This is a genomic window from Streptomyces sp. NPDC006283 (genome assembly GCF_040613325.1).
In the GTDB taxonomy this organism is placed as follows: Bacteria; Actinomycetota; Actinomycetes; order Streptomycetales; family Streptomycetaceae; genus Streptomyces.
In genome coordinates this window covers 1-25,734 of record NZ_JBEXRZ010000019.1, presented here as the reverse complement: position 1 = coordinate 25,734, position 25,734 = coordinate 1, and the positions used below count along the sequence as shown (strand labels likewise).

At 70.9% G+C, this 25,734-nt stretch carries 17 protein-coding genes and 2 pseudogenes; 8 read left to right on the top strand and 11 right to left on the bottom strand.

From position 1 onward, the window contains the following. Positions 1-128 precede the first annotated feature (128 nt). The 3 genes from ABZ070_RS06820 to ABZ070_RS06810 are packed head-to-tail and all read left to right on the top strand — an operon-like array spanning position 129 to position 5,151. Complete coding sequence (locus ABZ070_RS06820) at positions 129-1,028, top strand: VCBS repeat-containing protein (RefSeq protein WP_356630706.1); 900 nt, start codon at positions 129-131, stop codon at positions 1,026-1,028. A gap of 36 nt (positions 1,029-1,064) precedes the next feature. Next, positions 1,065-4,916 carry a hypothetical protein gene (locus ABZ070_RS06815; RefSeq protein WP_356630704.1) on the top strand — a complete coding sequence of 1,284 codons (3,852 nt, stop codon included), beginning with the start codon at positions 1,065-1,067 and terminating at the stop codon, positions 4,914-4,916. A 4-nt stretch (positions 4,917-4,920) separates the two neighbouring features. Further along, on the top strand, positions 4,921-5,151 hold the full coding sequence (locus tag ABZ070_RS06810) for a hypothetical protein (protein WP_356630702.1): 231 nt from the start codon (positions 4,921-4,923) through the stop codon (positions 5,149-5,151). Between the two features lie 335 nt (positions 5,152-5,486). Here ABZ070_RS06810 and ABZ070_RS06805 read toward each other — a convergent pair whose 3' ends face one another. From ABZ070_RS06805 to pta, 5 genes are all read right to left on the bottom strand, one after another. Further along, the gene (locus ABZ070_RS06805; protein WP_356630700.1) at positions 5,487-5,876 is read right to left on the bottom strand and encodes a GntR family transcriptional regulator; all 390 of its coding nucleotides are present in this window, start codon (positions 5,874-5,876) and stop codon (positions 5,487-5,489) included. Then, entirely contained in the window at positions 5,873-6,631 is a 759-nt protein-coding gene (locus tag ABZ070_RS06800; RefSeq protein ID WP_356630698.1) for a hypothetical protein, read from the bottom strand. Before ABZ070_RS06800 ends, ABZ070_RS06805 begins: the two co-directional genes overlap by 4 nt. 184 nt (positions 6,632-6,815) lie before the next feature. After that, the gene (pyk, locus tag ABZ070_RS06795; protein ID WP_356630696.1) at positions 6,816-8,246 is read right to left on the bottom strand and encodes a pyruvate kinase; all 1,431 of its coding nucleotides are present in this window, start codon (positions 8,244-8,246) and stop codon (positions 6,816-6,818) included. A gap of 90 nt (positions 8,247-8,336) precedes the next feature. Continuing rightward, positions 8,337-9,554, bottom strand: a complete 1,218-nt coding sequence (locus ABZ070_RS06790; protein ID WP_356630694.1) for an acetate kinase — start codon at positions 9,552-9,554, stop codon at positions 8,337-8,339. Further along, a complete protein-coding gene (gene pta, locus ABZ070_RS06785; RefSeq protein WP_356630692.1) occupies positions 9,551-11,662 on the bottom strand; it encodes a phosphate acetyltransferase in 2,112 nt (703 codons plus the stop codon). Before pta ends, ABZ070_RS06790 begins: the two co-directional genes overlap by 4 nt. A gap of 307 nt (positions 11,663-11,969) precedes the next feature. On the opposite strand from pta, the gene ABZ070_RS06780 reads away from it, so the two are divergent. Next, positions 11,970-12,995, top strand: coding sequence for an ATP-dependent 6-phosphofructokinase (locus ABZ070_RS06780; protein ID WP_356630691.1), 1,026 nt, complete (start codon positions 11,970-11,972; stop codon positions 12,993-12,995). A 213-nt stretch (positions 12,996-13,208) separates the two neighbouring features. Next, positions 13,209-14,324: a hypothetical protein gene (locus ABZ070_RS06775; protein ID WP_356630689.1), complete on the top strand. Its 1,116-nt coding sequence runs from the start codon at positions 13,209-13,211 to the stop codon at positions 14,322-14,324. Here the strand turns inward: ABZ070_RS06775 and ABZ070_RS06770 are convergent. From ABZ070_RS06770 to ABZ070_RS06755, 4 genes and pseudogenes are all read right to left on the bottom strand, one after another. Beyond that, a complete protein-coding gene (locus ABZ070_RS06770) occupies positions 14,297-14,908 on the bottom strand; it encodes a helix-turn-helix transcriptional regulator (RefSeq protein WP_356630768.1) in 612 nt (203 codons plus the stop codon). The two genes, ABZ070_RS06775 and ABZ070_RS06770, sit on opposite strands and share 28 nt — an antisense overlap. 193 nt (positions 14,909-15,101) lie before the next feature. Next, positions 15,102-15,236: pseudogene (locus ABZ070_RS06765) on the bottom strand (carbohydrate ABC transporter permease); the annotation flags it as partial. 41 nt (positions 15,237-15,277) lie between these two features. Then, a complete protein-coding gene (locus tag ABZ070_RS06760; protein WP_356630687.1) occupies positions 15,278-15,958 on the bottom strand; it encodes a response regulator in 681 nt (226 codons plus the stop codon). Next, positions 15,955-17,661, bottom strand: coding sequence for an ATP-binding protein (locus tag ABZ070_RS06755; RefSeq protein WP_356630685.1), 1,707 nt, complete (start codon positions 17,659-17,661; stop codon positions 15,955-15,957). The genes ABZ070_RS06760 and ABZ070_RS06755 overlap by 4 nt, the downstream gene beginning before the upstream one ends. A gap of 125 nt (positions 17,662-17,786) precedes the next feature. Between ABZ070_RS06755 and ABZ070_RS06750 the strand changes: the two genes are divergently transcribed. Both ABZ070_RS06750 and ABZ070_RS06745 read left to right on the top strand, forming a co-directional pair. Then, positions 17,787-19,169 carry a cation:dicarboxylase symporter family transporter gene (locus ABZ070_RS06750; protein WP_356630683.1) on the top strand — a complete coding sequence of 461 codons (1,383 nt, stop codon included), beginning with the start codon at positions 17,787-17,789 and terminating at the stop codon, positions 19,167-19,169. Positions 19,170-19,255: 86 nt separating this feature from the next. Next, positions 19,256-19,455, top strand: a pseudogene (locus ABZ070_RS06745) (thioredoxin domain-containing protein); the annotation flags it as partial. Between the two features lie 101 nt (positions 19,456-19,556). Here the strand turns inward: ABZ070_RS06745 and ABZ070_RS06740 are convergent. Further along, entirely contained in the window at positions 19,557-20,597 is a 1,041-nt protein-coding gene (locus ABZ070_RS06740; RefSeq protein ID WP_356630681.1) for a DUF6817 domain-containing protein, read from the bottom strand. A gap of 184 nt (positions 20,598-20,781) precedes the next feature. On the opposite strand from ABZ070_RS06740, the gene ABZ070_RS06735 reads away from it, so the two are divergent. Further along, on the top strand, positions 20,782-23,004 hold the full coding sequence (locus tag ABZ070_RS06735; protein ID WP_356630679.1) for a UvrD-helicase domain-containing protein: 2,223 nt from the start codon (positions 20,782-20,784) through the stop codon (positions 23,002-23,004). Positions 23,005-23,066: 62 nt separating this feature from the next. Here the strand turns inward: ABZ070_RS06735 and glgB are convergent, their stop codons facing one another. After that, the gene (gene glgB / locus ABZ070_RS06730) at positions 23,067-25,343 is read right to left on the bottom strand and encodes a 1,4-alpha-glucan branching enzyme (RefSeq protein WP_356630766.1); all 2,277 of its coding nucleotides are present in this window, start codon (positions 25,341-25,343) and stop codon (positions 23,067-23,069) included. Positions 25,344-25,734: the final 391 nt, after the last annotated feature.

The following is a 25,734-nucleotide window of genomic DNA, read 5'->3' as shown; positions in this document are numbered from 1 at the left end:
AACTTATGATTCTAGTGTGACGGTGCTGTGGCCGTTCGGCCCGGCGCGCGGGCGTCGGGGGGCGGCCGTTCAGTGACGATCCTCCGTGCGTCCGCACAGGCAAATCACCTGTGAGGACCGTCAACTTGATGTTCAGACAACTCAGCCGCTCCGTGCGCCGGGCGGTGATCTACGCGGTGGTCGTCGCCGTCGCGGGCGTCACCGTCCTGGTGTCGAGGGCGGCACCGTCGTTCTGGGACGGGCGAACGGACGAGGCGGCCACTGCGGCCACACAATCCGCTCCGGGCCCAGTGATGTTCCCTCTCTTCGCCCGTAAGTCCGGCTTGCTGTACGACTACGAGCCCAAGGGCACGGGCGGCGTGCAGCCGGCCGTCACCCTGGGCGGCGGTTGGGGAGACGCGACTGCGCTCGTCCAGGCCAATGTGTCGGAAGACGGCAAGGGCAACGACATCTACCACCGCATGCCCGACGGCACGCTGTACTACACGGCCGAGCGGGGCATCGACACCAAGGTCGTCGGAGGCGGCTGGAACATCTACAGCCTGCTGGTCTCCGTCGGCAACATGGGCGGCACCACCCACCCGGACATCGTCGGCCGCCACACCGACGGCACGCTCTGGCTCTACCAGGGCAAGGCCGACGGCACCTTGGCCGCTCGTATCCGCATCGGCAGCGGGGGCTGGAACGGGATGAACGCCCTCGCCGGCCGTGGCGACTACACCGGGGACGGCAAGGCCGACCTGATCGCCCGCAGCACGACCGGGACGCTCTACATCTACCCCGGCACCGGCAACGCGGCTCAGGACGCCGCGCTCGGCAGCCGGATCACCGTCGGCACCGGGTGGGGTGCGTACAAGTCGATCGTCTCCACCGGCGACAACAACGGGGACGGGAAGACCGATCTGATCGCCAACGACACGGCCGGCCTGCTGTGGCTCTTCAAGGGGACCGGCAACGCGAGCGCCCCATTCGCGCCCAGGGTACAGATCGGCACCTCGGGCTGGGCACCGTTCGACCCGCTCTTCTGATACTCCTGCCCCTTGAACTGGAACGGTGACGCACGCATGCGTACTGATTCACCCCCCGGCAGACGGCCCGGCTCCGTGGGCCGCTGGTCGAGACTGATCACTTCCACCGCCCTGACGACCGCCCTCGCGGTCACCCTCACGGGCAACCAACTTCCCGCCCCGGCCCCCGCCCCGCAGCTGGACACCGCTGCCGCGTCCGACGAACCGTCGGCCTTCGACCTCGAAGCCGCGGCGACGACCCGTGCCGAGCAGTGTTTGCTCAACCTGATGCTCCGCAAGGGCGGTCAGGAGCTGAAGTCGGTCGCCCGCGGCGGTCTCAACGGGACCGAGGCGGAGCTGCACGCGGCAGCGGAGAGCGACTACTGGTACGACGGCGAGACCCCCCTCGCCAAAGCCTTCGCCAAGGACAAGGCGTGGGCGGACGCCAAGGGTGACGAGCTCTGGGGCCGCGACGCGGTCTGGGAGGAGTCGCTGGCCATACCACCTCAGACCACGCCGCCCGGCTACACCGTCGCCGGTTTCGAATGGGTCTACAGCGAGGTCAACCCGTTCAACACCACCGGCTTGCTGACGTGGCTCAACGGCGAGTTCTGGAAGTCCGAGTACGACCTCTACCACCAGGACCAGACGCCCCTCGCCAGCCAGGAGTCGGTGGACGCGGTCAACAGGATCGCCGCCGAGCGGTACTCCGAGGACCGGCACGAGGACTACGAGCCGATCCAGGCGTATGAACGGATGACGTTCATGCATCCGATGTACGCGGACGACGCCCGGATCTTCCTCCAGCACGGCGGATTCCCCACCGAAGCTCCCGAGCCGGGAAGCATGGAGTTCCGGGTCGACGTCGAGGCACTCAAGGCGCGATTCGCTTCCTGCGCGACCCAGAACCCCCCGGACCCGCACAACGTGCTCGGTGCCGAAGTCGCCGTCGCGTCGATCGAGTGGCAGTCGGAGCTGGCGGCGCAGAGCACGCAGCGGGCCACGATCATGGAGGCAGAGGCCAAAGCGTCACGTCAGCTGACGATCGCCACGCAGGCCCTCGGCGAGGCTCTGGGGCAGTCGATCATCGCGAGCCGGCTCACCGACTGGCAGGCGTACTGGCTCAAGCAGTCCCCGAGCAGCACGATGTTCTATCCGACCGCTGCGGAGTTCGCGAAGGTCAAGAAGGACATCGAGCACGCCCGCTCCCGTGCCCAGGGCAGGGTCTTCGTGGCCGGGCGGGCCGCGCTCGCCGCGCAGGAACAAGCCGCCAAGGTCGAGACGGCGAAGCAGGAGGCGTACGCGATCGCCGACGCCGCCGGTCAGCCCCGCGGCCGCGGCCTGATGTACGGGCAGCAGGCGGCGCAGGTCGCCAAGGCGTCGGCCGCCGCCGCGCAGGCGGTGTTCAAGGCCACCGAGACGGCGTCGAACGCCACCCGCGCCTCGGCCGCCGACAGCAAGACGCTCATGGCCCTGGCCGAGACCCAGGCGCACGCGTCCAAGGCCGAGTTCCGCCGCAAGGCCGCCGAGGAGGCCGAGGCCCAGGCCAAGGCGTCCGCCGAAGGAGCGGCGCTGCAGGCCAAGAAGGCCGCGGAGAACGCCGCCAAGGCCAAGACGGCGCAGGAGAAGGCCGAAGCCGCCGAGGCCACGGCCAAGAAGGCGGCCGCCGACGCAGCGGCCAAGCGCAGGACCGCGGAGGCCGAGCGCGACTACGCCAAGTCCCAGAAGGAGCTTGCGGACGCGGAGCGTGCCAAGGCCGCGACCGCGGAGGCGAAGGCGCAGTCGGAGCGGCAGACCGCCGCGGAGGAGCTGGCCAACGCCCAGACGGCCGGCAAGACCGCCGCCGAGAAGAAGGATGCGGCGCTGGCGGCCGAGGGCAAGGCCGTCAAGGCACGCGACAACGCCCTTGAGGCGGAGCGGAACCGCGACGCCCTCAACGCCAAGGCGTCCGCGTTGGAGGCCAAGGCCGCCGCCGACGAGGGCACCGATGCCGCAGCTGCCTCCCGTGCGGCCGCAACCCAGGCCCGCACCGCGGCGAACAACGCGACAGCCGCGGCGTCGTCGGCACGTGCAGCGGCCGACGAGGCCACCACGGCAGCGTCCAACGCCCGCGCGGCGGCCACCCGTGCCGACGGCGCGGCCAAGCGCGCCCAGGCGGCGGCCGACGGTGCCAAGGCGGACGTGGCGATCACCGAGGCTGCCGTGAAGAAGGCACACGCTGCCGCCGCGGACGCCATTGACGCCGCCGACGCCGCCAAATGGAACGCCATCACTGCCAAGGCGATGGCAGACACCGCCAAGCAGAACGCGGCCAAGGCCAAGGTGGACGCCGCTGTTGCGAGGACGGAGGCCGCCGCGGCCGGTGTCGACGCCGTCCGCACGGCCGGTTTCGCGTACGCCACCGCGCAGGCCGCGACGGCCGCCCGTGACTCGGCGGCGCAGGTGGTCAAGCCGGCCAACGACGCCATCGAGCTGGGATCGCCTTACAAGGAGACCGACTCCTCTGCAGGTTTGGCCGTGCTGACCGGGCAGGCCGCCAAGACCGTCGCCGAGCAGCAGGCAGCCGTGGCACAGGCCAAGGCCCAGCAGGCGGCAAAGGCCGCGATCGAGGCAAAGGCGCTGGCGGACAAGGCGAGCGCCGACGCGAAGGCAGCGGCCGTGGCAGCGGCGAACGCCGCGGACTGGGCGGCGAAGGCCGTGAAGTCGGCGGCGGAGGCGCAGGCTTCGGCCAAGGCGGCGGACGCCTCGGCCAAGGCGGCGCAGAAGGCCGAAGCCAACACGGTCGAGTACAACCGGCAGGCGATCGCGGACGCCGACGCGGCGCAGAACGCGGCCGACTCGGCCGGCACGTACGCGAGCCAGGCGGATGCCGCGGCCACGGACGCCGAGCGCGACGCCGAGTCGGCGCGCAACGCGGCCACCGCGGCCGAGACCGACGCGAGCACCGCGCGTGGTGTCGCCGACCAGGCGGAGCGCGACGCCACTACCGCGGAGGCGGCGGCCGCACGCGCTGAGGAAGCGGCGGAGGAGGCGCAGGACGCGGCCGCCCGCACGGAGGCGGACAAGCGTGACGAGAAGCAGGTCGAGCAGGCCAGTACGACAGGTATGGCCGGTGCCGCCGAGGTCCTTGCCGTGCCCTACGGCGTCTCGGCGACGGCTGAGTCCGACGGTTTCTGCACCGGGACGAACGGTTGCGACTACGAGGTCGACTACCACGTCACAGGCACGATGCTGTACTTCGTCGTCCTGTGCGGCTTCCCGGACACGGCGCTCGCGGACTGCATCGGCGATCTGGAGTTGCAGTACGTCGATTCCGCGCCGATCGACATCCGCGAGACCCGCACGGTCCACATCGACGGCTACGAGTTGACCATGTCCATGCTCGAGGGCTTCGCCCGCGGCATGGTCAAGGACTTCACGGACTGCTGGGACGGCAAGGTCTCCGGATGCCTGTGGGCTGCAGCCATAGTGGCGCCTGCGGTGATCGGGGTGGCGGCCAAACTGATCAAGGGCATCCGCACCGCCGCCCTGGCCGGTTCCGGCACGGCCGAGGCCGCCGCGGTGGCGAGGGATGCCGGCCTGACCGCCGAGGCCACCACCGGAGCGGTTCGCACCGCGTCGACCGCTGCCGCCGTCGCCTCGGAACTCGAGGCGGTGAACGCTGTGGCCCGGGCTCATGGGTACGCCAACGCCGCGGGGCTGGGCAAGGGCATCCTGTGGGCGAACAAGCTCGACAACCTGAACTACATGAACGCCGCGCACGTCGCCAAGGTGAAGCAGGCCGGGTTCACCAAGAGCCAGGTCGAAACCGTGTTCAAGTACTACGACAAGGTGCGCAAGGTGACGCCGCAGAACCCCAGTGCGGGCCCGCGAGCCGACCTTATGGAGTACATACTCAAGAACTGGTAGGCAGATGAGATTCCGAGTATCGGCTGTGGACGAGCCGCTCACCGTTCAGTTCGAACCGTCAGGGATGGAGTACGACCTGTCTCCGGGAGAGTTCATGGACGTCGAGTGGCCGCCCGTGGCCCCCGGGGAGATTGCGGGGGACATTGATCACGGGCCCGGCATGGTGACCGTCACGGCGCGCGGCAGCGGCTATGCCCGTGCCTGGAACGCCGAGGGCGTCGAGGTCACCACCTGATCACGGCAGGGGCGGCCGCCCGGTGCACGCGCACCGGGCGGCCGCCCCTGCGTTGTCGTCGGTCGCCCACGTTCCGCGTGGGCTCCATCCTCCGCCTTGCGTGCGCGGCACCAGACCCCGCTCACTGATCCGGCCTGATCCAACGGAAAGCCCCTGGACCTGGATGCTTGAGCGAGGCACCGGCAGTTTTGTCGTCGGCGGTCGGTCGAGCCGGCGCGAGGCGGAGCACTCGGCTGTCACGAACCGGGACTCACAGTTCGACCACTCCAAGGCGTGGCCCCCGGGAATACCCGGCGCAGTGGGGCCAGGTCGACCCGCTTCGTGCCACGTGAACCTCACGCGCTCTCCGTCGACGCCAAGGCGTGCCGGATCGCCGCGAGAGCCTCCTCGTCCGTGGCGTTCAGCTGCCTCGCCGTCGTCGCGAACACGCGGGCCTGTTCCGCGAGTTTCGTCTGCGAGTCGGCGATCGAGGCGGGTGCGACGACCTGGGTGCCGGAGCCGCGGCGGGTTCTGACGAGGCCCGCCGATTCCAGTTCGCGGTAGGCGCGGACGACCGTGTTGTTGGCCAGGCCGAGGTCGGAGGCGAGCTGGCGCACGGAGGGGAGGCGGTCGCCCTGGCGGAGGCGGCCGACCGAGATCAGGTCGGCGAGCTGGGCCCGGACCTGCTCGTAGGGAGGGACCGGGGTCGCGTGGTTCACGATGATGCGGACGCTGTTCGCGGTCATGGCCTCGCCTCCGTGTAGGCCTGCGGGAGCAGGAGGACGCCCAGGCAGTGGCAGCAGCTCAACGCGGAGGTGAAGGCGGTGAGGGCGAGCGCGGCAAGGGTCAGGAGCTTCGCCGTGCCCCCGCAGGACAGGCTCAGTACGACGACTGCCATCGTGAGCGAGACGGCGAAGAGCGGGGCCGTCACCAGTACGCCCCACGCCCCGACCGCCGCGCGAGCCTGGATCCGGCGCTGGCCGTCGGCCTGGGAGCGCAGGGTGATGCGGCGCAGCAGCAGTGCGCAGGCGACGGTGCCGAGGGCGACTCCGCCCAGCGCGGGCCAGCCGTAGTGGAGGCCGGGCCAGGGGCCGAGGAGCTGGGATCCGGCCGGGCAGTGGACGGCCAGGGCTCGTCCGGAGCGGCCTTCGGAGTCCGCGGACGCCGTACCCGCGGCGATGACGACGAGCACCGTGAGGATCGCCGCCTGTGCGGCGAGGAACGCGGCCAGGGCGCGGGGGGCGTGGTCGCGGACGCGGCGCGGCGTCACGTCCGCCACCCGTACCACGCTGTGCCGCGGGCGTGCGAGCAGATCGGCCGCCAGCACGCCGGCCATCACGCACAGGCCGAACGCGGGGAAGGCGTACAGGAGTTGGACGTCGGGCTCCGGGCTGAAGTCGACGAGTGCGCCGACCGCGATGCCTGCGGCCGCGCCCGCCCATCGGACGGGGGTGTCGATCCAGGTGCGCCAGGTGCCTTTCGCCGTCGAGGCTGCGGACATGCCGGCCCCCTTTCGTGGTCCGTTCACCGTTCGTTAGGTGTATCAACGTGTTGAGACAATTGCGCAACAGGCAAGGTGTGTCAAGGAGTTGATACGCCCGCCCCGGTTCGAACGGAAGAGAAAGAGGCGGCCCCCCGACCCGGGAGGGGTCAGGGGGCCGTCCGACGGCAGGGGAGGCGGGCCGTCAGCTCCGCGACTCCCCGCCCAGGTGGTGCACCCGCACCATGTTCGTCGTGCCGGGCACGCCCGGAGGCGAACCGGCCGTGATGATCATGATGTCGCCCGCGTTGTAGCGCTGCAGCTTCAGCAGCTCCGCGTCCACCAGGTCGACCATCGCGTCCGTCGTCTCGACGAACGGCACCAGGAAGGACTCCACGCCCCAGCTCAGCGTCAACTGGTTGCGGGTGGACTGGTCGGTGGTGAAGGCCAGGATCTGCTGCTCGGCGCGGTAGCGGGAGAGGCGGCGGGCCGTGTCGCCGGACTGGGTGAAGGCGATCAGGGTCTTGCCGCCCAGGAAGTCCGCGATCTCGGCGGCCGCGCGGGCGACCGAGCCGCCCTGGGTGCGCGGCTTCTTGCCGGGGACCAGCGGCTGGAGCCCCTTGGACAGGAGCTCCTCCTCGGCCGCTGCGACGATCTTCGACATCGTCTTGACCGTCTCGATCGGGTACGCGCCGACCGACGACTCCGCCGACAGCATGACCGCGTCCGCCCCGTCGAGGATCGCGTTGGCGACATCGGACGCCTCGGCGCGCGTCGGACGCGAGTTGGTGATCATCGACTCCATCATCTGGGTCGCCACGATCACCGGCTTGGCGTTGCGGCGGCACATCTCGATGAGGCGCTTCTGCACCATCGGGACCTTCTCGAGCGGGTACTCGACGGCCAGGTCGCCGCGCGCCACCATGACCGCGTCGAACGCCGCGACGACGTCCGCCATGTTCTCGACGGCCTGCGGCTTCTCCACCTTGGCGATGACGGGGACCCGGCGGCCCTCCTCGTCCATCACCTTGTGGACGTCCTTGACGTCGGCCGCGTCACGGACGAACGAGAGCGCGACCATGTCGCAGCCCATGCGCAGTGCGAAGCGCAGGTCCTCGACGTCCTTCTCGGACAGGGCGGGGACGTTGACGGCCGCGCCGGGCAGGTTGATGCCCTTGTGGTCGGAGATGACGCCGCCCTCGACGACGATCGTCTTGACCCGCGGGCCGTCGACCTCGACGACGCGCAGTTCGACGTTGCCGTCGTTGATCAGGATCTGGTCGCCCTTGGAGACGTCGCCGGGCAGGCCCTTGTACGTGGTCCCGCAGATCGACTTGTCGCCGGGGACGTCTTCGGTGGTGATGGTGAACTCGTCACCGCGGACGAGCTCGACCGGACCCTCGGCGAAGGTCTCCAGGCGGATCTTGGGCCCCTGGAGGTCGGCGAGCACGCCCACGGCGCGTCCGGTGTCCTCCGATGCCTTGCGGACGCGGTGGTACCGCTCCTCGTGGTCGGCATGGGTCCCGTGGCTGAAGTTGAAGCGGGCCACGTTCATACCGGCCTCGATGAGCGCTTTCAGCTGCTCATAGGAGTCGACGGCGGGGCCCAGTGTGCAGACGATTTTGGAACGGCGCATAAGGCGGATCCTATCGGTTTGTTTCCCTGCGGAATATTCCGTCTGGTGGAATGTACAAATGGGCGCCGGCCCGCTCAGGCGTTCATCAATTCACTTCACCAGCTCGAAGGTCTGTCGCGCGATCTCAAGCTCCTCGTCCGTCGGCACCACGGCCACGGCCACCCGCGCGTACTCCGGTGAAATCAGCCGCGCCTCGCCCGACCGCACGGCGTTGAGCTCCGCGTCCACCGCCAGGCCCAGCTCCTCCAGACCGGTGACGGCGGCCTCCCGCACCGGTGCCGCGTTCTCGCCCACGCCCGCCGTGAACGCGAGCGCGTCGACCCGGCCGAGCACCGCGTAATAGGCGCCGATGTACTTCTTCAACCGGTGTACGTAAATGTCGAAGGCCAGCCGCGCCCGCTCGTCGCCTTCGTCGATCCGCCGGCGGATCTCCCGCATGTCGTTGTCCCCGCACAGGCCCACCAGCCCGCTCTTCTTGTTGAGCAGGGCGTCGATCTCGTCCGTGCTCATTCCGGCGACCCGCTCGAGGTGGAACGTCACCGCCGGGTCGATGTCACCGGAACGCGTACCCATCACCAGGCCCTCCAAGGGCGTCAGCCCCATCGAGGTCTCCACACACCGGCCGCCGGCCACCGCGGAGGCGGACGCGCCGTTGCCGAGGTGGAGCACGATGACGTTCACCTCCGACGGGTCCTTGCCGAGCAGGGCCGCCGTGGCCCGCGAGACGTAGGCGTGCGAGGTGCCGTGGAAGCCGTAGCGGCGGATACGGTGCGCGTCGGCGGTCTCGACGTCGATGGCGTACCGGGCCGCGGCCTCCGGCATCGTCGTGTGGAAGGCCGTGTCGAAGACAGCGACCTGCGGCAGGTCCGGCCGCAGCGCCCGGGCCGTACGAATGCCGGTGATGTTCGCCGGATTGTGCAGCGGTGCGACCGGTACGAGCCGCTCGACCTCCGCCAGCACCTCCTCGGTGATCACGGTCGGGGCGCTGAACTTCAGACCGCCGTGCACCACCCGGTGGCCGATCGCGGCCAGCTCCGGCGAATCCAGCCCGAGCCCGTCCTGCGCCAGCTCCTCGGAGACCGCCTTCAGCGCCGCGTCGTGGTCGGCGATCGGGCCGGTGCGTTCGCGCTGCTGCGCGCCGCCGCCCTCCAGCGGAGTGTGCACCAGCCGTGACGTGGCCTCGCCGATCCGCTCGACCAGGCCGACCGCGAGCCGCGTGGCGTCCCGCATGTCGAGCAGCTGGTACTTCACCGACGACGAGCCGGAGTTGAGGACGAGGACACGGGTGGGGGTGACGCGGGCGGTCATGCGGGGAGCTCCTCACCCTGGGGCCGGGCCTGGTCCTGGGACCGGGCCTGGGACTGGATCGCGGTGATGGCGACCGTGTTCACGATGTCGCTGACCAGCGCGCCGCGCGACAGGTCGTTGACGGGCTTGCGCAGACCCTGCAGCACCGGTCCGACCGCCACCGCGCCCGCCGAGCGCTGCACAGCCTTGTACGTGTTGTTGCCGGTGTTCAGGTCCGGGAAGATCAGGACCGACGCGCGGCCCGCCACCTCGGAGTCCGGCAACTTCGTGGCCGCCACCGACGGCTCGACGGCCGCGTCGTACTGGATCGGGCCCTCGATGTGCAGATCCGGACGGGAACCGCGGACCAGCTTGGTGGCCTCCCGCACCTTGTCCACGTCCGCGCCCGACCCGGACGTGCCAGTCGAGTACGACAGCATCGCGATCCGGGGCTCCACGCCGAAGCGGGCGGCCGTCGCCGCCGACTGGACGGCGATGTCGGCGAGCTGCTCGGCGTTCGGGTCCGGGTTGACCGCGCAGTCGCCGTAGACGAGCACCCTGTCGGCCAGGCACATGAAGAACACGGACGAGACGATCGCCGCTTCCGGCTTCGTCTTGATGATCTCGAATGCGGGGCGGATGGTGGCCGCGGTGGAGTGCACCGAGCCCGACACCATGCCGTCGGCCAGACCCTCGCCGACCATCAGGGTGCCGAAGTAGTTCACGTCCGACACCACGTCGTACGCCAGCTCGACCGTGACGCCCTTGTGGGCGCGCAGTCCCGCGTACCGCTCGGCGAACCGCTGGCGCAGCTCCGAGGTGGCCGGGTCGATCAACTGCGCGGCCGACAGGTCGATGCCGAGGTCGGCGGCCTTCTTGCGGATCACCTCGGTGTCACCGAGGAGGGTCAGGTCGCACACGTTCCGGCGGATCAGCACGTCCGCGGCACGCAGCACGCGCTCCTCCGTGCCTTCGGGCAGCACCACGCGGCGGCGTTCGGCGCGGGCCTGCTCCAGCAGCGCGTGCTCGAACATCATCGGGGTGACCCGCCCGCTGCGGGCCACCGCGAGGCGGGCCAGCAGGTCGGCGGTGTCCACATGGCGCTCGAAGACGCCGAGCGCGGTCTCCGCCTTGCGCGGCGTGGAGGCGTTCAACTTCCCCTCGAGGGTGAACAGTTCCGCCGCCGTGGGGAAGCTGAGGCCGGGAACGGAGACCACCGCGGTGCCGGGCGCGAGCCGGGCGGCGAGGGTGAGCACCTCCTCGGACGGGCGCTCGTTCAGCGTCAGGACCAGTCCGGCGATGGGCGGGGTGCCGGCCGAGTGGGCGGCGAGGGCGCCCACGACCAGGTCCGCACGGTCGCCCGGGGTGACCACGAGGCAGCCGGGGGTCAGGGCGTTCAGCAGGTTCGGCAGCATCGCGCCGCCGAAGACGAAGTCCAGGGCGTCGCGCGCGAGGCCGGAGTCGTCGCCGAGGAGCACCGTGCCGCCGAGGGCGTGCGTGATCTGGGCGACCGTGGGCGCGGCGAGCGCGGGCTCGTCGGGAAGCACGTAGCAGGGGACCGGCAGCCGGGCCGCGAGCCGCTCGGCTATGCCCGCGCGCTCGTCGGGGGCGACCCGGTTGGCGACCATGGCGAGGACGTCGCAGCCCAGGCCCTCGTAGGCGCGGAACGCGTTGCGCGTCTCCGCCCGTACCGACTCCGGGGTCTGGCCCTTGCCGCCGACCACCGCGATCACGGAGGCGCCGAACTCATTGGCCAGCCGGGCGTTGAGCGACAGCTCGTCGGGAAGCTGGGTGGCGGCGTAGTCGGTGCCGAGGACCAGGACGACCTCGTACTCCCTGGCCACCGCCAGGAACCGCTCCACCAGATGCGAGACCAGCTCGTCGGTGCCCTTCTCCGCCTGGAGCGCGGCTGCCTCGCGGTAGTCCATGCCGTAGACCGTCGCCGGGTCCTGGGAGAGCCGGTAGCGCGCACGCAGCAGTTCGAAGAGGCGGTCGGGGCCGTCGTGGACGAGGGGGCGGAAGACGCCCACCCGGTCCACCTGGCGGGTCAGGAGCTCCATGACCCCGAGCTCGACCACCTGCCGTCCGTCTCCGCGGTCGATCCCGGTCACGTACACGCTGCGCGTCACGCGTGCTCTCCGTCCATGTCCATGAGGTCCATGCCGTGGCGTACCACTGCTCTGCCGAGTGCTCCGCCGCACGGGACGGCGGACCCGGGCCTCCCCGGCCCTGGGGCGTGCGGAAAAACCGCTCGTGGGCGGCACTGCCCTCTTGACAATACCTCCGGGTGTGGATAAGGCGCCCGCCGGGCAGGACAGGGGTGCAACAGGGGCGGCTGCAGGGCGCGGAGTAGCAGGGAGCGCGGCGGCTCCCGGGCCCGTGGGACAATCGGACCTGAGCTCACCCGTTCCGCTGACGAGCAGGAGACACAGCACGATGCGCATCGGAGTTCTCACCGCAGGCGGCGACTGCCCGGGTCTGAACGCAGTGATCCGCTCGGTCGTGCACCGTGCCATGACAGGTCACGGCGACGAAGTCATCGGTTTCGAGGACGGGTTCAAGGGCCTCCTCGACGGCCACTACCGCCCGCTCGACCTGAACGCGGTCAGCGGCATCCTCGCCCGGGGCGGCACAATTCTCGGCTCGGCGCGTCTGGAGCGCGGCCGGCTGCGCGAAGCGGCCGAGAACGCCACGGAGTTGGCGAAGCAGTACGGCCTCGACGCGCTCATCCCGATCGGCGGCGAGGGCACGCTCACCGCGTCCCGGATGCTCGCCGACGCCGGAATGCCCGTTGTCGGAGTCCCCAAGACCATCGACAACGACATCTCCTCCACCGACCGCACCTTCGGCTTCGACACCGCCGTCATGGTCGCCACCGAGGCCATCGACCGCCTCAAGACCACCGCGGAGTCCCACCAGCGGGTCATGGTCGTCGAGGTGATGGGCCGGCACGCCGGCTGGATCGCCCTGGAGTCCGGCATGGCGGGCGGCGCGCACGGCATCTGCCTGCCCGAGCGGCCGTTCGAGGTGGGCGACCTGGTCAAGATGGTCGAGGAGCGCTTCTCCCGCGGCAAGAAGTTCGCGGTCATCTGCGTCGCGGAGGGAGCGCACCCGGCAGAGGGCTCCATGGAGTACGCCAAGGGGGAGATCGACCAGTTCGGTCACGAGCGCTTCCAGGGCATCGGCAACCGGCTCGCCGCCGAGCTGGAGCGCCGGCTCGGCAAGGAGGCCAAGCCGGTCATCCTCGGCCATGTGCAGCGCGGTGGCACGCCGACCGCGTACGACCGGGTGCTCGCGACGCGCTTCGGGTGGCACGCGGTGGAGGCGGCGCACCGGGGGGAGTTCGGCATGATGACCGCCCTGCACGGGACGAAGGTGGAGATGGTGCCGCTGGCCGGGGCGGTCACCCGGCTGAAGACCGTCCCGGACAACCGGATGTTCGAGGCGGAGTCCGTCTTCTGACCTGAGTGGCCGGCCGGCGGTCCGGCACCGAAGCTCTGCCCAGTGGCCTTGATCGTCCCCCCGTGGACGATCAAGGCCACTCGGCTCTTCCCCGCCGTTGGTTGGCGCAGACCACTCTTGAGTTCCTGGTCGCGGCTCGCAAGGCTGTTCTCCGTCCGGGACGTGTCCCAACCTTGTCCCAGCAGGTCAGTGGGTACTAAAGGAGAGCAGCGGATGGACCTCGCCGGGAGCGGTGCCCCGAATCCGGAGCGGGTGCGTGACTCGGCCGAGTTCGTCGCCGCGATGCAGGAGCTCAAGGACTGGTCGGGCCTGACCTACCGGGAGTTGACGTCCCGCGCGGAGGCGGTCGGCGAGGTACTGCCGCGCTCGACCGTCGCCAACATGCTCGGCCGCACCACCGTGCCGCGTGAAGAACTGGTCGCCGCGTTCGTGCGGGCCTGCGGGTGCGGGCCGGGCGAGCTGGACGCCTGGCTGCGGGTACGCAAAGAACTGACGCGGCGCGACCGGCCGGCCGGGACGACGGCCGGCACGTCGGAGCCGGAGCGCATGGAGTTTGGCCACAAGGAGATTGAGTACAAGGAGCTTGAGCACGCAGGGCCGGAGCACATGGGGTCGGAGCACACAGGGCCCAACGACACCGGGCCCCAGCTCGCGCAGGGTCCCGAGGCCGGCGCCGGGCCCCTGGCCGGCGAGGCTCCCGAGCCCGCCCCGTCCCGCCGACGGCTCCGGCCACGCCTCCTGGCGGTGGTCGCGGCGGGCGCCGTGCTCGGTGCGGTGGCGTCAGCCGCGGCCCTCACCGCAGAGGGGGGTGGCAACGAGGACGACGCCCCGCCTCGCCCGGTGACCGCGCCCGCCCCGGGACCGGTGCAGATACGGGTCGTGCACTCCGGGCTCTGCCTCGCCGAGCAGGGCGGACGGAACGGCCAGCTGTACCAGCAGCCCTGCTCGAAGAGCTCCATCCCGAGGTTCTCCCTGAAACGGCTCGGGTCCGACTGGCGCCTCGAGACCTTCCATGCCACCTACGGATGGGGCTGCACCGGCGTCCAGGAGAAGTCCGTGGAGATCGGCGCCCCGGTGGAGGACCAGGAGTGCGGCAAACGCGGGCCGGCGGAGGCCTTCCGCCTCGAACCGCTCGGCACGCCGGTACGAGGCTTCCTGCTGCGCCCCGTCCACAGCGACCTGTGCGCGGGTGTGGAGGATGCCGCCTCGCGGAAGGGCGCCGAGATACGGCAGCTGGCGTGCAGCGAGGACGGCGCGGGACAGCTGTTCTCGTTCGACCGGCGGCCGTCGGAGGGTGCAGGTCAGCCGCGGGCGAGCTCCCAGAAGTGATCCACGATGCGCTCCAGGAAGTCGCGACCCGCGCCACCCGTGTCCTTCGAGGCGGCGGCCCAGCTGAGCGTGGCGACCATGCGGGACTGGTAGTCGGTGTGCAGTTGCTCAAGCACGTCCTGGAGGTGGTGGCGCGGCATGGGGACCATCTTCCCCACCGGTCGCACATACGCCTGCCAGCGTGAGGTCACGGCGTCGCGCAGCAGCTCGGCCAGTTCCTCGTCGCGGCCCGTCGCCGCGAGAAGTTCACGGGGCGAGAGGCCGAGGACCTCGGCGAGGGCGGCGGTCTGTCGCTCGTTCCCCCGCCATCGGCCGGAATCCTCCATCCGCTGATAGGCGGAGATGTCGACTCCCACGCGGCGGGCGAGCTCGTCGCCCGCGAGGCCACGCGCGATGCGGTGCTCGCGCAGGCTCGTCGCGGCGGACAGCAGCTCACCGGGTGAGCACCACAACACGCCTGCCAGGGCGGTCAGTTCACGTGCGTCGGGGACGGCGAGCCCACGCTCCCAGGCTGCGACCGTGTCCGGCGTGATGTGCAGCCCGTACTGGGCCTGCAGCCCGTACGCCACATGGCCGGGTGCCATCCCCAGTGCCTCGCGCAGTCGGCGAGCGGCGGGGGCGTTGAAGGGAGGGGCGGGGTTGTGCTGCACCCGCACAACGTAGGGGTGGACCTCCGCGGCTGACTACGGTGCGTACAACCAAAGCCACGGTTCGTTGAATCATCCGAGTTGATCGTGCATTTCTGCCGTCCGGCCGGTTACCGGACAGTTCGGGGCATCAGCCCTTGACCGCCCCGCCCAGGGCGAAGCCGCCGCCGAGCCGGCGGGCGATCAGCATGTAGAGCACCAGCCCCGGGTACCGAGTAAGGATTGAGAACGCCGCGAGCCGTCCGTAGATCACTGAGCCGTAGTTGCTGTCGCCCGCATGCCGCCTCAGTGAATGCGGCCGTTGCCTCAGCGGAGGGTGCTGATCCAGCGGTACTGGAGCTCGGGCCGGCCGATCTGGCCGTACTGAGGAGAGCGTGCCGCGCGGCCTGCGGTGACGAGGTGCTCCAGGTAACGGCGCGCCGTGATGCGTGAGATGCCGACGGCCGCGGCGGCCTCCGTCGCGGTGAGACCTTCCGCGGACTCGCGCAGGGTCCGCGTGACCGCCTCGAGCGTCGGGCCGCTGAGGCCCTTGGGGAGCGAGGTGGTGGTGCGAGGGGTGCGCAGCGTAGCGAGGGCCCGGTCGACCTCGTCCTGGCCGCTCGCCTCACCGGCCGTGGCGCGGAACTCGGCGTAACGGGTGAGCCGGTCGCGCAGCGTGGCGAACGTGAACGGCTTGAGGACGTACTGCACCACCCCGAGGGACACGCCCTCGCGGACGATCGCGAGATCGCGGGCGGAGGTGACGGCGATGACGTCGGCGGAGTGACCGGCCGCGCGCAGGGACCGTACGAGCGACAGGCCGTGACCGTCCGGCAGGTACAGGTCGAGCAGCAGCAGATCAACGTCGGTGCGTTCCAGGGCGCGTACGGCCTCCGCGCGGGAGTGCGCGATGCCCGCGACCGCGAAACCGGTGACACGTCCGACGTAGAGGGCGTGGGCGTCCGCGGCGACGGGATCGTCCTCGACGACGAGCACCCTGATCGTCATGCCGAAACCTCCGCGGGGTGCAGCGGCAGCCGTACGGTGAACTCCGCGCCGCCGTCCGGGCCGTGGTCGAGCAGGATGGAGCCACGCCCGCGGTGCACGGCCTGCCGCACCAGCGCGAGCCCGAGCCCGCGGCCGGCGCCGTGCGTGGACCAGCCGCGGTGGAACATCTGCTCGGCGTCGGCGGCCCCGACACCGGCCCCGCTGTCCGCGACACGCAGCAACAGCTCGCCGTTCTCGACCCGCGCGGTCACCGTCACGCGCCCGCGACCGCCGCGGGTGTGCGGCGCGGCGGGGGCAGGTGCCGCGGCGTCGCCGCGCTGAGCGCCGTCCTCCTGTGCCTGCGTATCGGCCGCCGGGGCGGTCGGGGCAGGTGCGCCCGCCACCGCCTCGGACGCCGCGTCGACCGCGTTGTCGATCAGATTGCCCAGGATCGTCACCAGGTCGCGGGAGGGGAGCGAGCGGGGGATCACGCCGTCGTCGATGCGGCTGTCCGCCGCGAGGACCAGTTCCACTCCGCGTTCGTTCGCCTGGGCCGCCTTGCCGAGGAGCAGGGCCGCCAGTACCGGCTCGCCCACCGCGTCGACGACACGGTCGGTCAGGGCCTGGGCCAGCTCCAGCTCGGCCGTGGCGAAGACGATGGCCTCGTCCGCGCGGCCCAGCTCGATGAGCGAGACGACGGTGTGGAGCCGGTTGGCGGCCTCGTGCGCCTGGGAACGCAGGGCCTGGGTGAAGCCCCGCTCCGAGTCCAGCTCTCCCGAGAGCGCCTGGAGCTCCGTATGGTCGCGCAGCGTCACCACCGTGCCGCGCTGCTCGCCGCCCACGACGGGCTGGGTGTTCACGACGACGACGCGGTCCGCGCTCAGATGCACCTCGTCGACCCGGGGCTCCGACGCCAGGAGTGCCCCCGTCAGCGGGCGCGGCAGGCCGAGGTCGGCGACGTGGCGGCCCACGGCGTCCTCGTCGAGCCCCAGCAGCTCACGCGCGCCGTCGTTGGCGAGCGCGATCCGGCGGCCGCCGTCGAGCATCACGAGTCCTTCGCGCACCGCGTGCAGCGCGGCCTCGTGGTAGTCGTGCATCCGCCCCAGCTCGGCCGCGTTCATCCCGTGCGTGTGGCGACGCAGCCGCGCGTTGATGATGTACGTGCCGACGCCGCCGAGCGCCAGCGCCGCACCGGCCATGACGATCAGCGCGGTGACCTGCTCGCGTACCTGCTGGGTGATCTCGTCGACGGTGATGCCGGCGCTGACGATCGCGACGACCTTTCCGCCGTCGTACACCGGCGCCACCGTGCGCACGGACAGCCCGAGCGTCCCGACGTACTGCTCGCTGTATATCCGGCCGCGCAGAGCGGGCTCGATATGGCCGAGATACGTCCGTCCGATCCGGTCCGGCTCCGGATGCGTCCAGCGCCGGCCCTGCGGGTCCATGATCACGACGAAGTCCATGCCGGCGTCCCTGCGCAGCGACTCGGCGTACGGCTGGAGCGCTGCCGACGGATCGGCGGAGTTCACCGCCTCGACGACCGACGGCGAGCGCGCGGCGGCCGCCGCTGTGGCCCGTGACTGCAGGCGCGCGCTCTCCTCGGCCTGCGACCGGTCCGTGAGGTACGCGAAGAGTGCGCACCCCGCCACGATCGCGGCGACCAGCACGACCTGCATGGCGAAAAGCTGGCCCGCGAGACTGCGGGGGCGGGGAATGCGCATGCGCCCAGTCTGCCTGGCCGGATTTGTGTGAACGAAAGGAACGCAAGGGTGACCGGCGTCACGTGCCGGTGGATAGTCGCTGAGATCCATCGGGACGTGGACGGCATTCGAACGAGGAGGCACCCGTGGCCACTACAGCCGCAGGCAAGCGGGACCGGACCCACTATCTGTATCTGGCAGTCATCGGCGCGGTGGTGCTCGGTGTCATCGTCGGCTTCGCCGCCCCGGGTGTCGCCGTCGAGCTCAAGCCCATCGGTACGGGCTTCGTGAACCTCATCAAGATGATGATCTCGCCGGTGATCTTCTGCACGATCGTGCTGGGCATCGGCTCCGTGCGCAAGGCCGCCAAGGTCGGCGCCGTCGGCGGACTGGCGCTCGGCTACTTCCTGGTGATGTCGACCGTCGCCCTCGCCATCGGTCTGCTCGTCGGCAACCTGCTGGAGCCGGGTTCCGGCCTCCACCTCACCGACGCGGCGCGTGAGGCCGGTGCCGAGCAGGCGTCCGGCGGCGGTGAGAGCACCGCGGACTTCCTGCTCGGGATCATTCCGACGACACTGGTCTCCGCCTTCACCGGCGGTGAGGTCCTGCAGACGCTGCTGGTCGCTCTGCTGGCCGGCTTCGCGCTGCAGGCCATGGGCTCGTCCGGCGAACCGGTGCTGCGTGGTATCGGGCACATCCAGCGCCTCGTCTTCCGTATCCTCGCCATGATCATGTGGGCCGCACCGGTCGGCGCGTTCGGCGCCATCGCGGCGGTGGTCGGCGAGACCGGTCTGGACGCCCTGAAGTCGCTCGCCGTCATCATGATCGGCTTCTACGTCACCTGTGCCCTGTTCGTCTTCGTCGTGCTGGGCCTGCTGCTGCGCCTGATCGCCGGCGTGAACCTCTTCTCGCTGCTGAAGTACCTGGGCCGTGAGTTCCTGCTGATTCTGTCCACCTCTTCGTCGGAGTCCGCGCTGCCGCGGCTGATCGCGAAGATGGAGCACATGGGCGTGAGCAAGCCGGTGGTGGGCATCACCGTCCCCACGGGCTATTCCTTCAACCTGGACGGCACCGCGATCTACCTGACGATGGCCTCGCTGTTCATCGCCAACGCGACGGGCGCACCGCTGAGCGCCGGCGAGCAGATCTCGCTCCTGATCTTCATGATCATCGCTTCGAAGGGCGCGGCGGGCGTCACCGGAGCGGGTCTGGCGACGCTCGCGGGCGGCCTGCAGTCGCACCGTCCCGAGCTGGTCGACGGCGTCGGCCTGATCGTCGGCATCGACCGCTTCATGAGCGAGGCGCGCGCCCTGACGAACTTCGCGGGCAACGCCGTCGCGACGGTACTGGTCGGCACCTGGACCAAGGAGATCGACAAGGAGCGGGTCACGCAGGTGCTCGCCGGCAAGGTTCCGTTCGACGAGAAGACACTGGTGGACGACCACGCACCGCTCGACGGCGGTGCCGGCGGCGAAGATGCCGGCGTCCCGCAGCCGCGTGACGACGAGCGCGAGCCCGTGAAGGTCTGACGCTACCCGGCAGACCTTCCTCCGAGCCGCGTGTGCCGGACCCACTTCCCCGGGTCCGGCACACGCTGCTGTGCTGCAAGAACGGGCGGATGAAGGTCGTCCGGATCGACGCCGACACCAACCCGGAGACCGTCTCGCGCTACGCGGTGCTGTCCATGCCGACGTTGCTGGTGTTCGAGGGGGCGAGCCGGTGAAGTCGATGGTGGGTGCCCGTCCCAAGCGCAGGCTGCTGCAGGAGCTGGAGGACGTGGGGACCAACGGTTCCCGGACGCGGCCCGCCGCCTGAGCACGTCACCACTCGAGCAGGTCACCACTCCAGCACGGCACAACTCGAGCACGGCACAACTCGAGCCTGCCAGGGCTCGAGCGCGTCCGGGCTCGACCGGTTCACGGCTCGAGCGTCAGGCGGAGCCGGCGCTGGTGGACGTTGACGGCGGCGATACGGACCACGACGACCTCGCCGGTCCGCAGGGTGCGGCCGGCGAGGTCGTCGTGGTGCAGGAGCCCCTCGACGCCGTCCGCGACGCGGACGAACACCCCGAACGGCACCTCCTCGGTGACCGTGCCGCGCAGGCTCTCGCCGATGCGGGTGCGCGCCAGCTCGCGCAACGGGTCCGGGTGGAGGTCCTTGAGCGACAGTGAGACCCGCTCCCGGCCGTCACGGTCCGGCATGTCGACGCCGAGGACCGTGAAGGCGAGTTCCTGACCCTCGTGGATCACGTCGGTCGGGAAGTCGATACGGCTCCAGGACACCTCGGGGATGTTCATCATGGCTTCCACGCCGCCGAGTTCGACGAAGGTGACGCCGAAGTCAGCGATGACACAGACCACGCCGGTCACCACGTCGCCGCGTTCGAGTCCCCCCAGGAAGGCCCGCCGCTCGTCGCCGCGCAGCGTGAGCAGCTCGCGGGCCTCGGCCCACGCGGGCTCGCTCAGCATCTTCCGCCACGCGGTGAACAGCCGGAGCAGCGCTCCGCCGTGCTCGGCCCGGATGCCGTCGTTGACGACGGTCAGGTCGAGTTCGTTGGCGGCCGTCAGCTCCGCGAAATCCTGCCGCTGCCGGAGCGACGGCGTGAAGGTCCTGCCCGTGAAACGGTCACGGAAGGCGGCGTCGTCCCGGGCCATGGAGCGGTACGAGGCGCCGCGGTCGCAGCTCGCGTAGAAGTGCACGAGCTCCTCGGCCTCGGTGCCGATGACGGCGGCGAGTTCGTCGCGACGCGTCAGCGGCAGGAGGGATGTCGCGAAGCCGTCCGTTCCGTAGAACGCGTGGCACAGCCCTGCCAGTTGCAGTGCGGGGCGCGCTCCCCAGCCGGCGAGCCGTTCACGTACGCGCTCCAGGTGGGCGAGCAGGGTGCCGCCGGGATGCGGCAGTTTGTCCGCGCCGTGGGCGAGGAGCAGATCCAGGGCGCGGTGTGCGGTGTCGGTCATGTCCCCCCTGCCGTCGCCCCCGGGTGCGGCCGGGCGTCCCGGCGGCACCCGGGGGCAAACAAAATACCCCGATCCGAATTGACGGCCGGGGTAATTCTCTGCGTATATTGGTGGTTTCCGTATTCGTGGATTTGTCACGCACGGAGAAGTTCAATAAGCACACCCTATCGCGTCAGGAGCTGAATTGTCAACCGAGGAATTGCGGCGGGAACAGCAATTCGTCTCCCTCGTCCATGAGCGGCTCGATCAGCTCAGGGCGGAGGCCGAAGCCGCCCTGAACGCCACGATCGCGCAGGTCGGGACCGGTCGGCAGGCGCGCGTCGAGCGGGACGTGGGGGTGATGGAGCACTCCGCATCGCTTGCCGCACTGAATGCCGCGGACACCGGGCTCTGTTTCGGACGCATCGACCGGCGCGACGGAGTGACCCATCACATCGGGCGTACGGGAATCCGCCGGGACGACGCCGAGCGCACCCCGCTGCTCATCGACTGGCGTGCTCCCGTCGCGCGGCCGTTCTATCTCGCCACCGGCTACGAGCCGATGGGGCTGCGCCGGCGGCGCCACATCACCACGCAGGGCCGGAACGTCACGGCGCTGCACGACGAGATCATGGACCTTGCCGACACGACCCGCACCGGCTACGAGTCGCACGACGCCGACGAGGTGCTGCTCGCCGCCCTCAACAGTGCGCGCACCGGCCGCATGGGCGACATCGTGTCGACGATCCAGGCCGAGCAGGACCGGATCATCCGTGCCCCGCAACGCGGTGTGCTCGTCGTGGAGGGCGGGCCCGGTACGGGCAAGACCGCGGTCGCGCTGCACCGGGCCGCGTATCTGCTGTACGCGCACAGGGAGCAGCTCGCCAAGCGCGCCGTGCTCATCGTCGGGCCCAACCCCGCCTTCCTCGGCTACATCGGCGAGGTGCTGCCCTCGCTCGGCGAGACCGGCGTGCTGCTGTCGACGGTCGGCGAGCTGTTCCCCGGAGTGCACGCCACCGGCACCGACAGCCCCGCCGCGGCGGCCCTCAAGGGGCGCGCCGAGATGGCCGAGGTACTGGCCAGGGCCGTGCGGGACCGTCAGCAGGTGCCCGACAAGGACGCGCCGCTCGTCGTCCCGCACGACGACGGAGACCTCGTCATCGACTGGGGCATGGCCGTCGAGGCACGGCACAAGGCCCGTGAGACCGGGCTGCCGCACAATCTCGCCCGGCCGTACTTCGTGTTCCGGATCATCGACGATCTGACCACCCAGCTCGCCGACCGGATCGGCGCCGACCCGTACGGCGGCCCCAACTTCCTGGGCCCCGACGACATCGCACAGCTGGGCAAGGCCGTCGCCGCCAGCGCCGATGTGCACGCTGCGATCGCCGAGCTGTGGCCGCCGCTCACCCCGCAGGAGTTCCTCGCGAACTACCTGGCGGAGCCGACGCATCTGACGGAGGAGGAAGCCGGTCTCGTCCGACGCCCCGCCGGCCCGTGGACGCCCGCCGATGTCGCCCTCCTCGACGAGGTGGCCGAACTCCTGGGCGAGGACGACTCCGCGGCACTCGCCGCCGCCGAGGCCGAGCGCGCCCGGCAGATCGCCTACGCGCAGGGCGTGCTCGAGGTCTCGTACGCCTCCCGGACGTACGAGTTCGAGGACAAGCACGACGAGGAGTCGGAGGTTCTCGCCGCGCACGACATCATCGACGCGGAGCGGATGGCCGAACGCCACGAGGAGGCCGACCACCGCAGTGCCGCGGAACGCGCCGCAGCCGACCGGACCTGGGCCTTCGGACACATCATCGTCGACGAGGCGCAGGAACTCTCCGCGATGGCCTGGCGACTGCTGATGCGGCGCTGCCCGACCCGGTCGATGACCCTGGTCGGCGACCCGGCACAGACCGGGGACGCGGCGGGCTGCGCCTCATGGCAGGAGATCCTCGAGCCCTACGTCGGTGACCGCTTCGAGCACACCCGTCTCGCGGTCAACTACCGTACGCCCGCCGAGATCATGGAGCTGGCCGCCGAGGTGCGGCGCAGCGAGGACCCGGCGTTCCAGCCGCCGCGCTCGGTGCGGTCGACGGGTGTCGAGCCGTGGGAGGTGACCGTGGATCCGGCGGAGCTGGCCTCCACGGTCGCCGCACGGGTGGCCGACGCCCCGCGGGAGGGCCGGATCGCGGTGATCGCACCGGACGCACTGCACGCCCCGCTCGCGGACGTGCTGCCGGAGGTCTCCGCCACGGGCGAGCCGGACCTGACCCGGCCGGTCGTGCTGCTCGACCCGAGGGCCGCCAAGGGGCTCGAGTTCGACACGGTGATCGTGGTCGAGCCGGAGCTGATCCGGTCCGGCTCGGCCAACGGCGTCAACGACCTCTATGTGGCGTACACCAGGGCGACGCAGCGTCTCGGTGTGGTGTGCACCTGATGTCTGCCTGAACAGGGGAGCGGGCCGGCGCAGACGCGTCCGGCCCGCTCCCGACAGCCGGATCAGACCGGCCGGAACCAGATCGTCGCCAGCGGCGGCAGGGTCGGGGCGATCGATGTACGGCGGCCGTGCGACTCCACCTGCTCCGCCTTCAGCGGATCGGCGTTGAGCACGCCGGAGCCGCCGAAGCGCTCCTCGTCGGTGTTGAGGACCTCCGTCCACGCCGCGACCGACTCCGGCACGCCCAGGCGGAAGTCGTGCCGCACCACCGGCGAGAAGTTGCTCACGGCCAGCAGCGGGACGCCGTCCCTGTCGTAGCGCAGGAAGGCGAAGACGTTGTCCTCCCAGGCCCCGCCGTCCACCCAGTCGAAGCCCTCCGGCTCGGTGTCCCGCTGCCACAGGGCGGGGGCGTCGCCGTAGACGGTGTTCAGTTCGCGCACCAGGTCGCGCACCCCGCGATGGTCCGGCTCCGCCGCGTACGACGGGTCGAGCAGCCACCAGTCGGGGCCGTGGCCTTCCGACCACTCGGCTCCCTGCGCGAACTCCTGGCCCATGAAGAGCAGTTGTTTGCCGGGGTGGGCCCACATGAAGCCCAGGTAGGCGCGGTGGTTGGCGCGCTGCTGCCACCAGTCGCCCGGCATCTTGCTCACCAGCGCCCGCTTGCCGTGCACGACCTCGTCGTGCGAGATGGGCAGGACGTAGTTCTCGCTGTACGCGTACATCATCGAGAACGTCATCTCGTTGTGGTGGTACTTGCGGTGCACCGGCTCCTTCGACACGTACTGGAGCGAGTCGTGCATCCAGCCCATGTTCCACTTCAGGCCGAAGCCGAGGCCGCCGTGGTGTGTCGCGCGGGTCACGCCGTTCCACGCCGTGGACTCCTCGGCGATCGTGACGACCCCCGGGTTACGCCGGTAGACGGTGGCGTTCATCTCCTGCAGGAAGCCGACCGCGTCCAGGTTCTCCCGGCCGCCGTGCTCGTTCGGCGACCACTGGCCGTCCTCGCGGGAGTAGTCGAGGTAGAGCATCGAGGCGACCGCGTCGACCCGCAGCCCGTCGATGTGGAACTCCTCGCACCAGTAGGTCGCGTTCGCCACCAGGAAGTTCCGCACCTCCTTGCGGCCGTAGTCGAACTCGAGCGTGCCCCAGTCCGGATGCGCCGCCCGCGCCGGGTCACTGTGCTCGTACAGCGGGCGGCCGTCGAACTCGGCCAGCGCCCAGTCGTCCCGCGGGAAGTGCGCGGGCACCCAGTCCACGAGCACGCCGATGCCCGCCCGGTGCAGGCTGTCCACCAAGTGGCGGAAGTCGTCCGGCGTGCCCATGCGGGACGTCGGCGCGTAGAAGCCGGTCACCTGGTAGCCCCAGGAACCGCCGAAGGGATGCTCGGCGACCGGCATGAACTCCACATGGGTGAAGCCGAGGTCCTTCACGTACTTCGGCAGCTGCACGGCCAGCTGGCGGTAGGTCAGACCGGGGCGCCAGGAAGGAAGGTGGACCTCGTAGACCGACAGCGGCGACTCGTGCAGGGGGCGGTCGCCGCGGTGCGTCATCCACTCCTGGTCGCCCCACTCGTGGTGGGACTCGGTCACGACCGAGGCGTTGGCGGGCGGCACCTCGGTGCGCCGGGCCATCGGGTCCGCGCGCTGGGTGTGCGAACCGTCCGGGCGGGTGATCTCGAACTTGTAGAGCGAACCCTCGCCGACGCCCGGCAGGAACAGCTCCCACACGCCCGTCGCGCCGAGCGAGCGCATCGGGAAGCCCTGGCCGTCCCAGTAGTTGAAGTCGCCGACGACCCGGACGCCGCGCGCGTTCGGCGCCCAGAGCGTGAACCGCGTGCCGGTGACGCCCTGGTGCGTCATCGGGTGCGCGCCCAGCGCCTTCCACAGCTCCTCGTGCCTGCCCTCGCCGATCAGATGCAGGTCGAGCTCGCCGAGAGCGGGCAGGAGGCGGTACGGGTCCTCGACCTCGAACCCGTCCTCGTGGCCCTCGTAGGTGACGAGAAGCCGGTAGTCGGGGGTCGTGCGCAGGGGGAGCACACCGGAGAAGAGGCCGTCGCCGTCGCTGTTCAGCTCCGCGCGCAGGCCCTTGGCGACGACGGTGACGGACAGGGCGTGCGGGCGCAGCACCCGCATCTGGATGCCGCCGCGCACCGAGTGGGCGCCGAGCAGGGCGTGCGGGTCATGGTGGCTGCCGCTGAGGAGGCGGCCCCGGTCGTCGTCGCCCAGGGGCTTCGCCGTGCGGACTCCTCGCCCGTCGCGGGGCCGCGGCGCCGCGGCCCTCTTGGCGCGGGGGGCCTTGCCGGGGCCGGCGTCGCCGCCGGCGGGGTCGGCCCCGGGCACCGCGGGTGCCACAGGTTCGCCGGTCCCGCCCGGTGTGCCGCCGGTCCCGCCCGTGCGCGCCGCGCCGCCCGTCCGTCGCCCGGTGGTGGCGCCGGCCCTGGACCGGGCCGGCCGGGTCTTCTGCTCCGCCGCCGTCTCGGCCGTGGCGGGTGTCGTGGCGGGCCGGCTCGCACCGAGGTCCGCCCGGGGTGTCGCGGACCCGACGAGGGCCGGGACGGGTGTTTCGGCGGGGGCGGCGGTCGTGGCCGGCTTCCCGCTGCCGGTGGGGGTGGCGGCCGCGGCCGTGTCGGCGACGGCCGGTTCGCTCGTCGCCTTGTAGACGGCGTACGAGAGCTTGTCGACGATCTCGCACAGTCCGCGTGAGATCGGGCCGAAGGCCCGCGAGATGGTC

What these genes read in the sequence shown, in the direction of transcription:
- ABZ070_RS06820 (WP_356630706.1), top strand. Translation starts at nt 129, where the DNA reads ATGTTCAGACAACTCAGCCGCTCCGTGCGCCGGGCGGTGATCTACGCG.
- ABZ070_RS06815 (WP_356630704.1), top strand. Translation starts at nt 1,065, where the DNA reads ATGCGTACTGATTCACCCCCCGGCAGACGGCCCGGCTCCGTGGGCCGC.
- ABZ070_RS06810 (WP_356630702.1), top strand. Translation starts at nt 4,921, where the DNA reads ATGAGATTCCGAGTATCGGCTGTGGACGAGCCGCTCACCGTTCAGTTC.
- ABZ070_RS06805 (WP_356630700.1), bottom strand. Translation starts at nt 5,876, where the DNA reads ATGACCGCGAACAGCGTCCGCATCATCGTGAACCACGCGACCCCGGTC.
- ABZ070_RS06800 (WP_356630698.1), bottom strand. Translation starts at nt 6,631, where the DNA reads ATGTCCGCAGCCTCGACGGCGAAAGGCACCTGGCGCACCTGGATCGAC.
- pyk (WP_356630696.1), bottom strand. Translation starts at nt 8,246, where the DNA reads ATGCGCCGTTCCAAAATCGTCTGCACACTGGGCCCCGCCGTCGACTCC.
- ABZ070_RS06790 (WP_356630694.1), bottom strand. Translation starts at nt 9,554, where the DNA reads ATGACCGCCCGCGTCACCCCCACCCGTGTCCTCGTCCTCAACTCCGGC.
- ABZ070_RS06780 (WP_356630691.1), top strand. Translation starts at nt 11,970, where the DNA reads ATGCGCATCGGAGTTCTCACCGCAGGCGGCGACTGCCCGGGTCTGAAC.
- ABZ070_RS06775 (WP_356630689.1), top strand. Translation starts at nt 13,209, where the DNA reads ATGGACCTCGCCGGGAGCGGTGCCCCGAATCCGGAGCGGGTGCGTGAC.
- ABZ070_RS06770 (WP_356630768.1), bottom strand. Translation starts at nt 14,908, where the DNA reads ATGGCACCCGGCCATGTGGCGTACGGGCTGCAGGCCCAGTACGGGCTG.
- ABZ070_RS06760 (WP_356630687.1), bottom strand. Translation starts at nt 15,958, where the DNA reads ATGACGATCAGGGTGCTCGTCGTCGAGGACGATCCCGTCGCCGCGGAC.
- ABZ070_RS06755 (WP_356630685.1), bottom strand. Translation starts at nt 17,661, where the DNA reads ATGCGCATTCCCCGCCCCCGCAGTCTCGCGGGCCAGCTTTTCGCCATG.
- ABZ070_RS06740 (WP_356630681.1), bottom strand. Translation starts at nt 20,597, where the DNA reads ATGACCGACACCGCACACCGCGCCCTGGATCTGCTCCTCGCCCACGGC.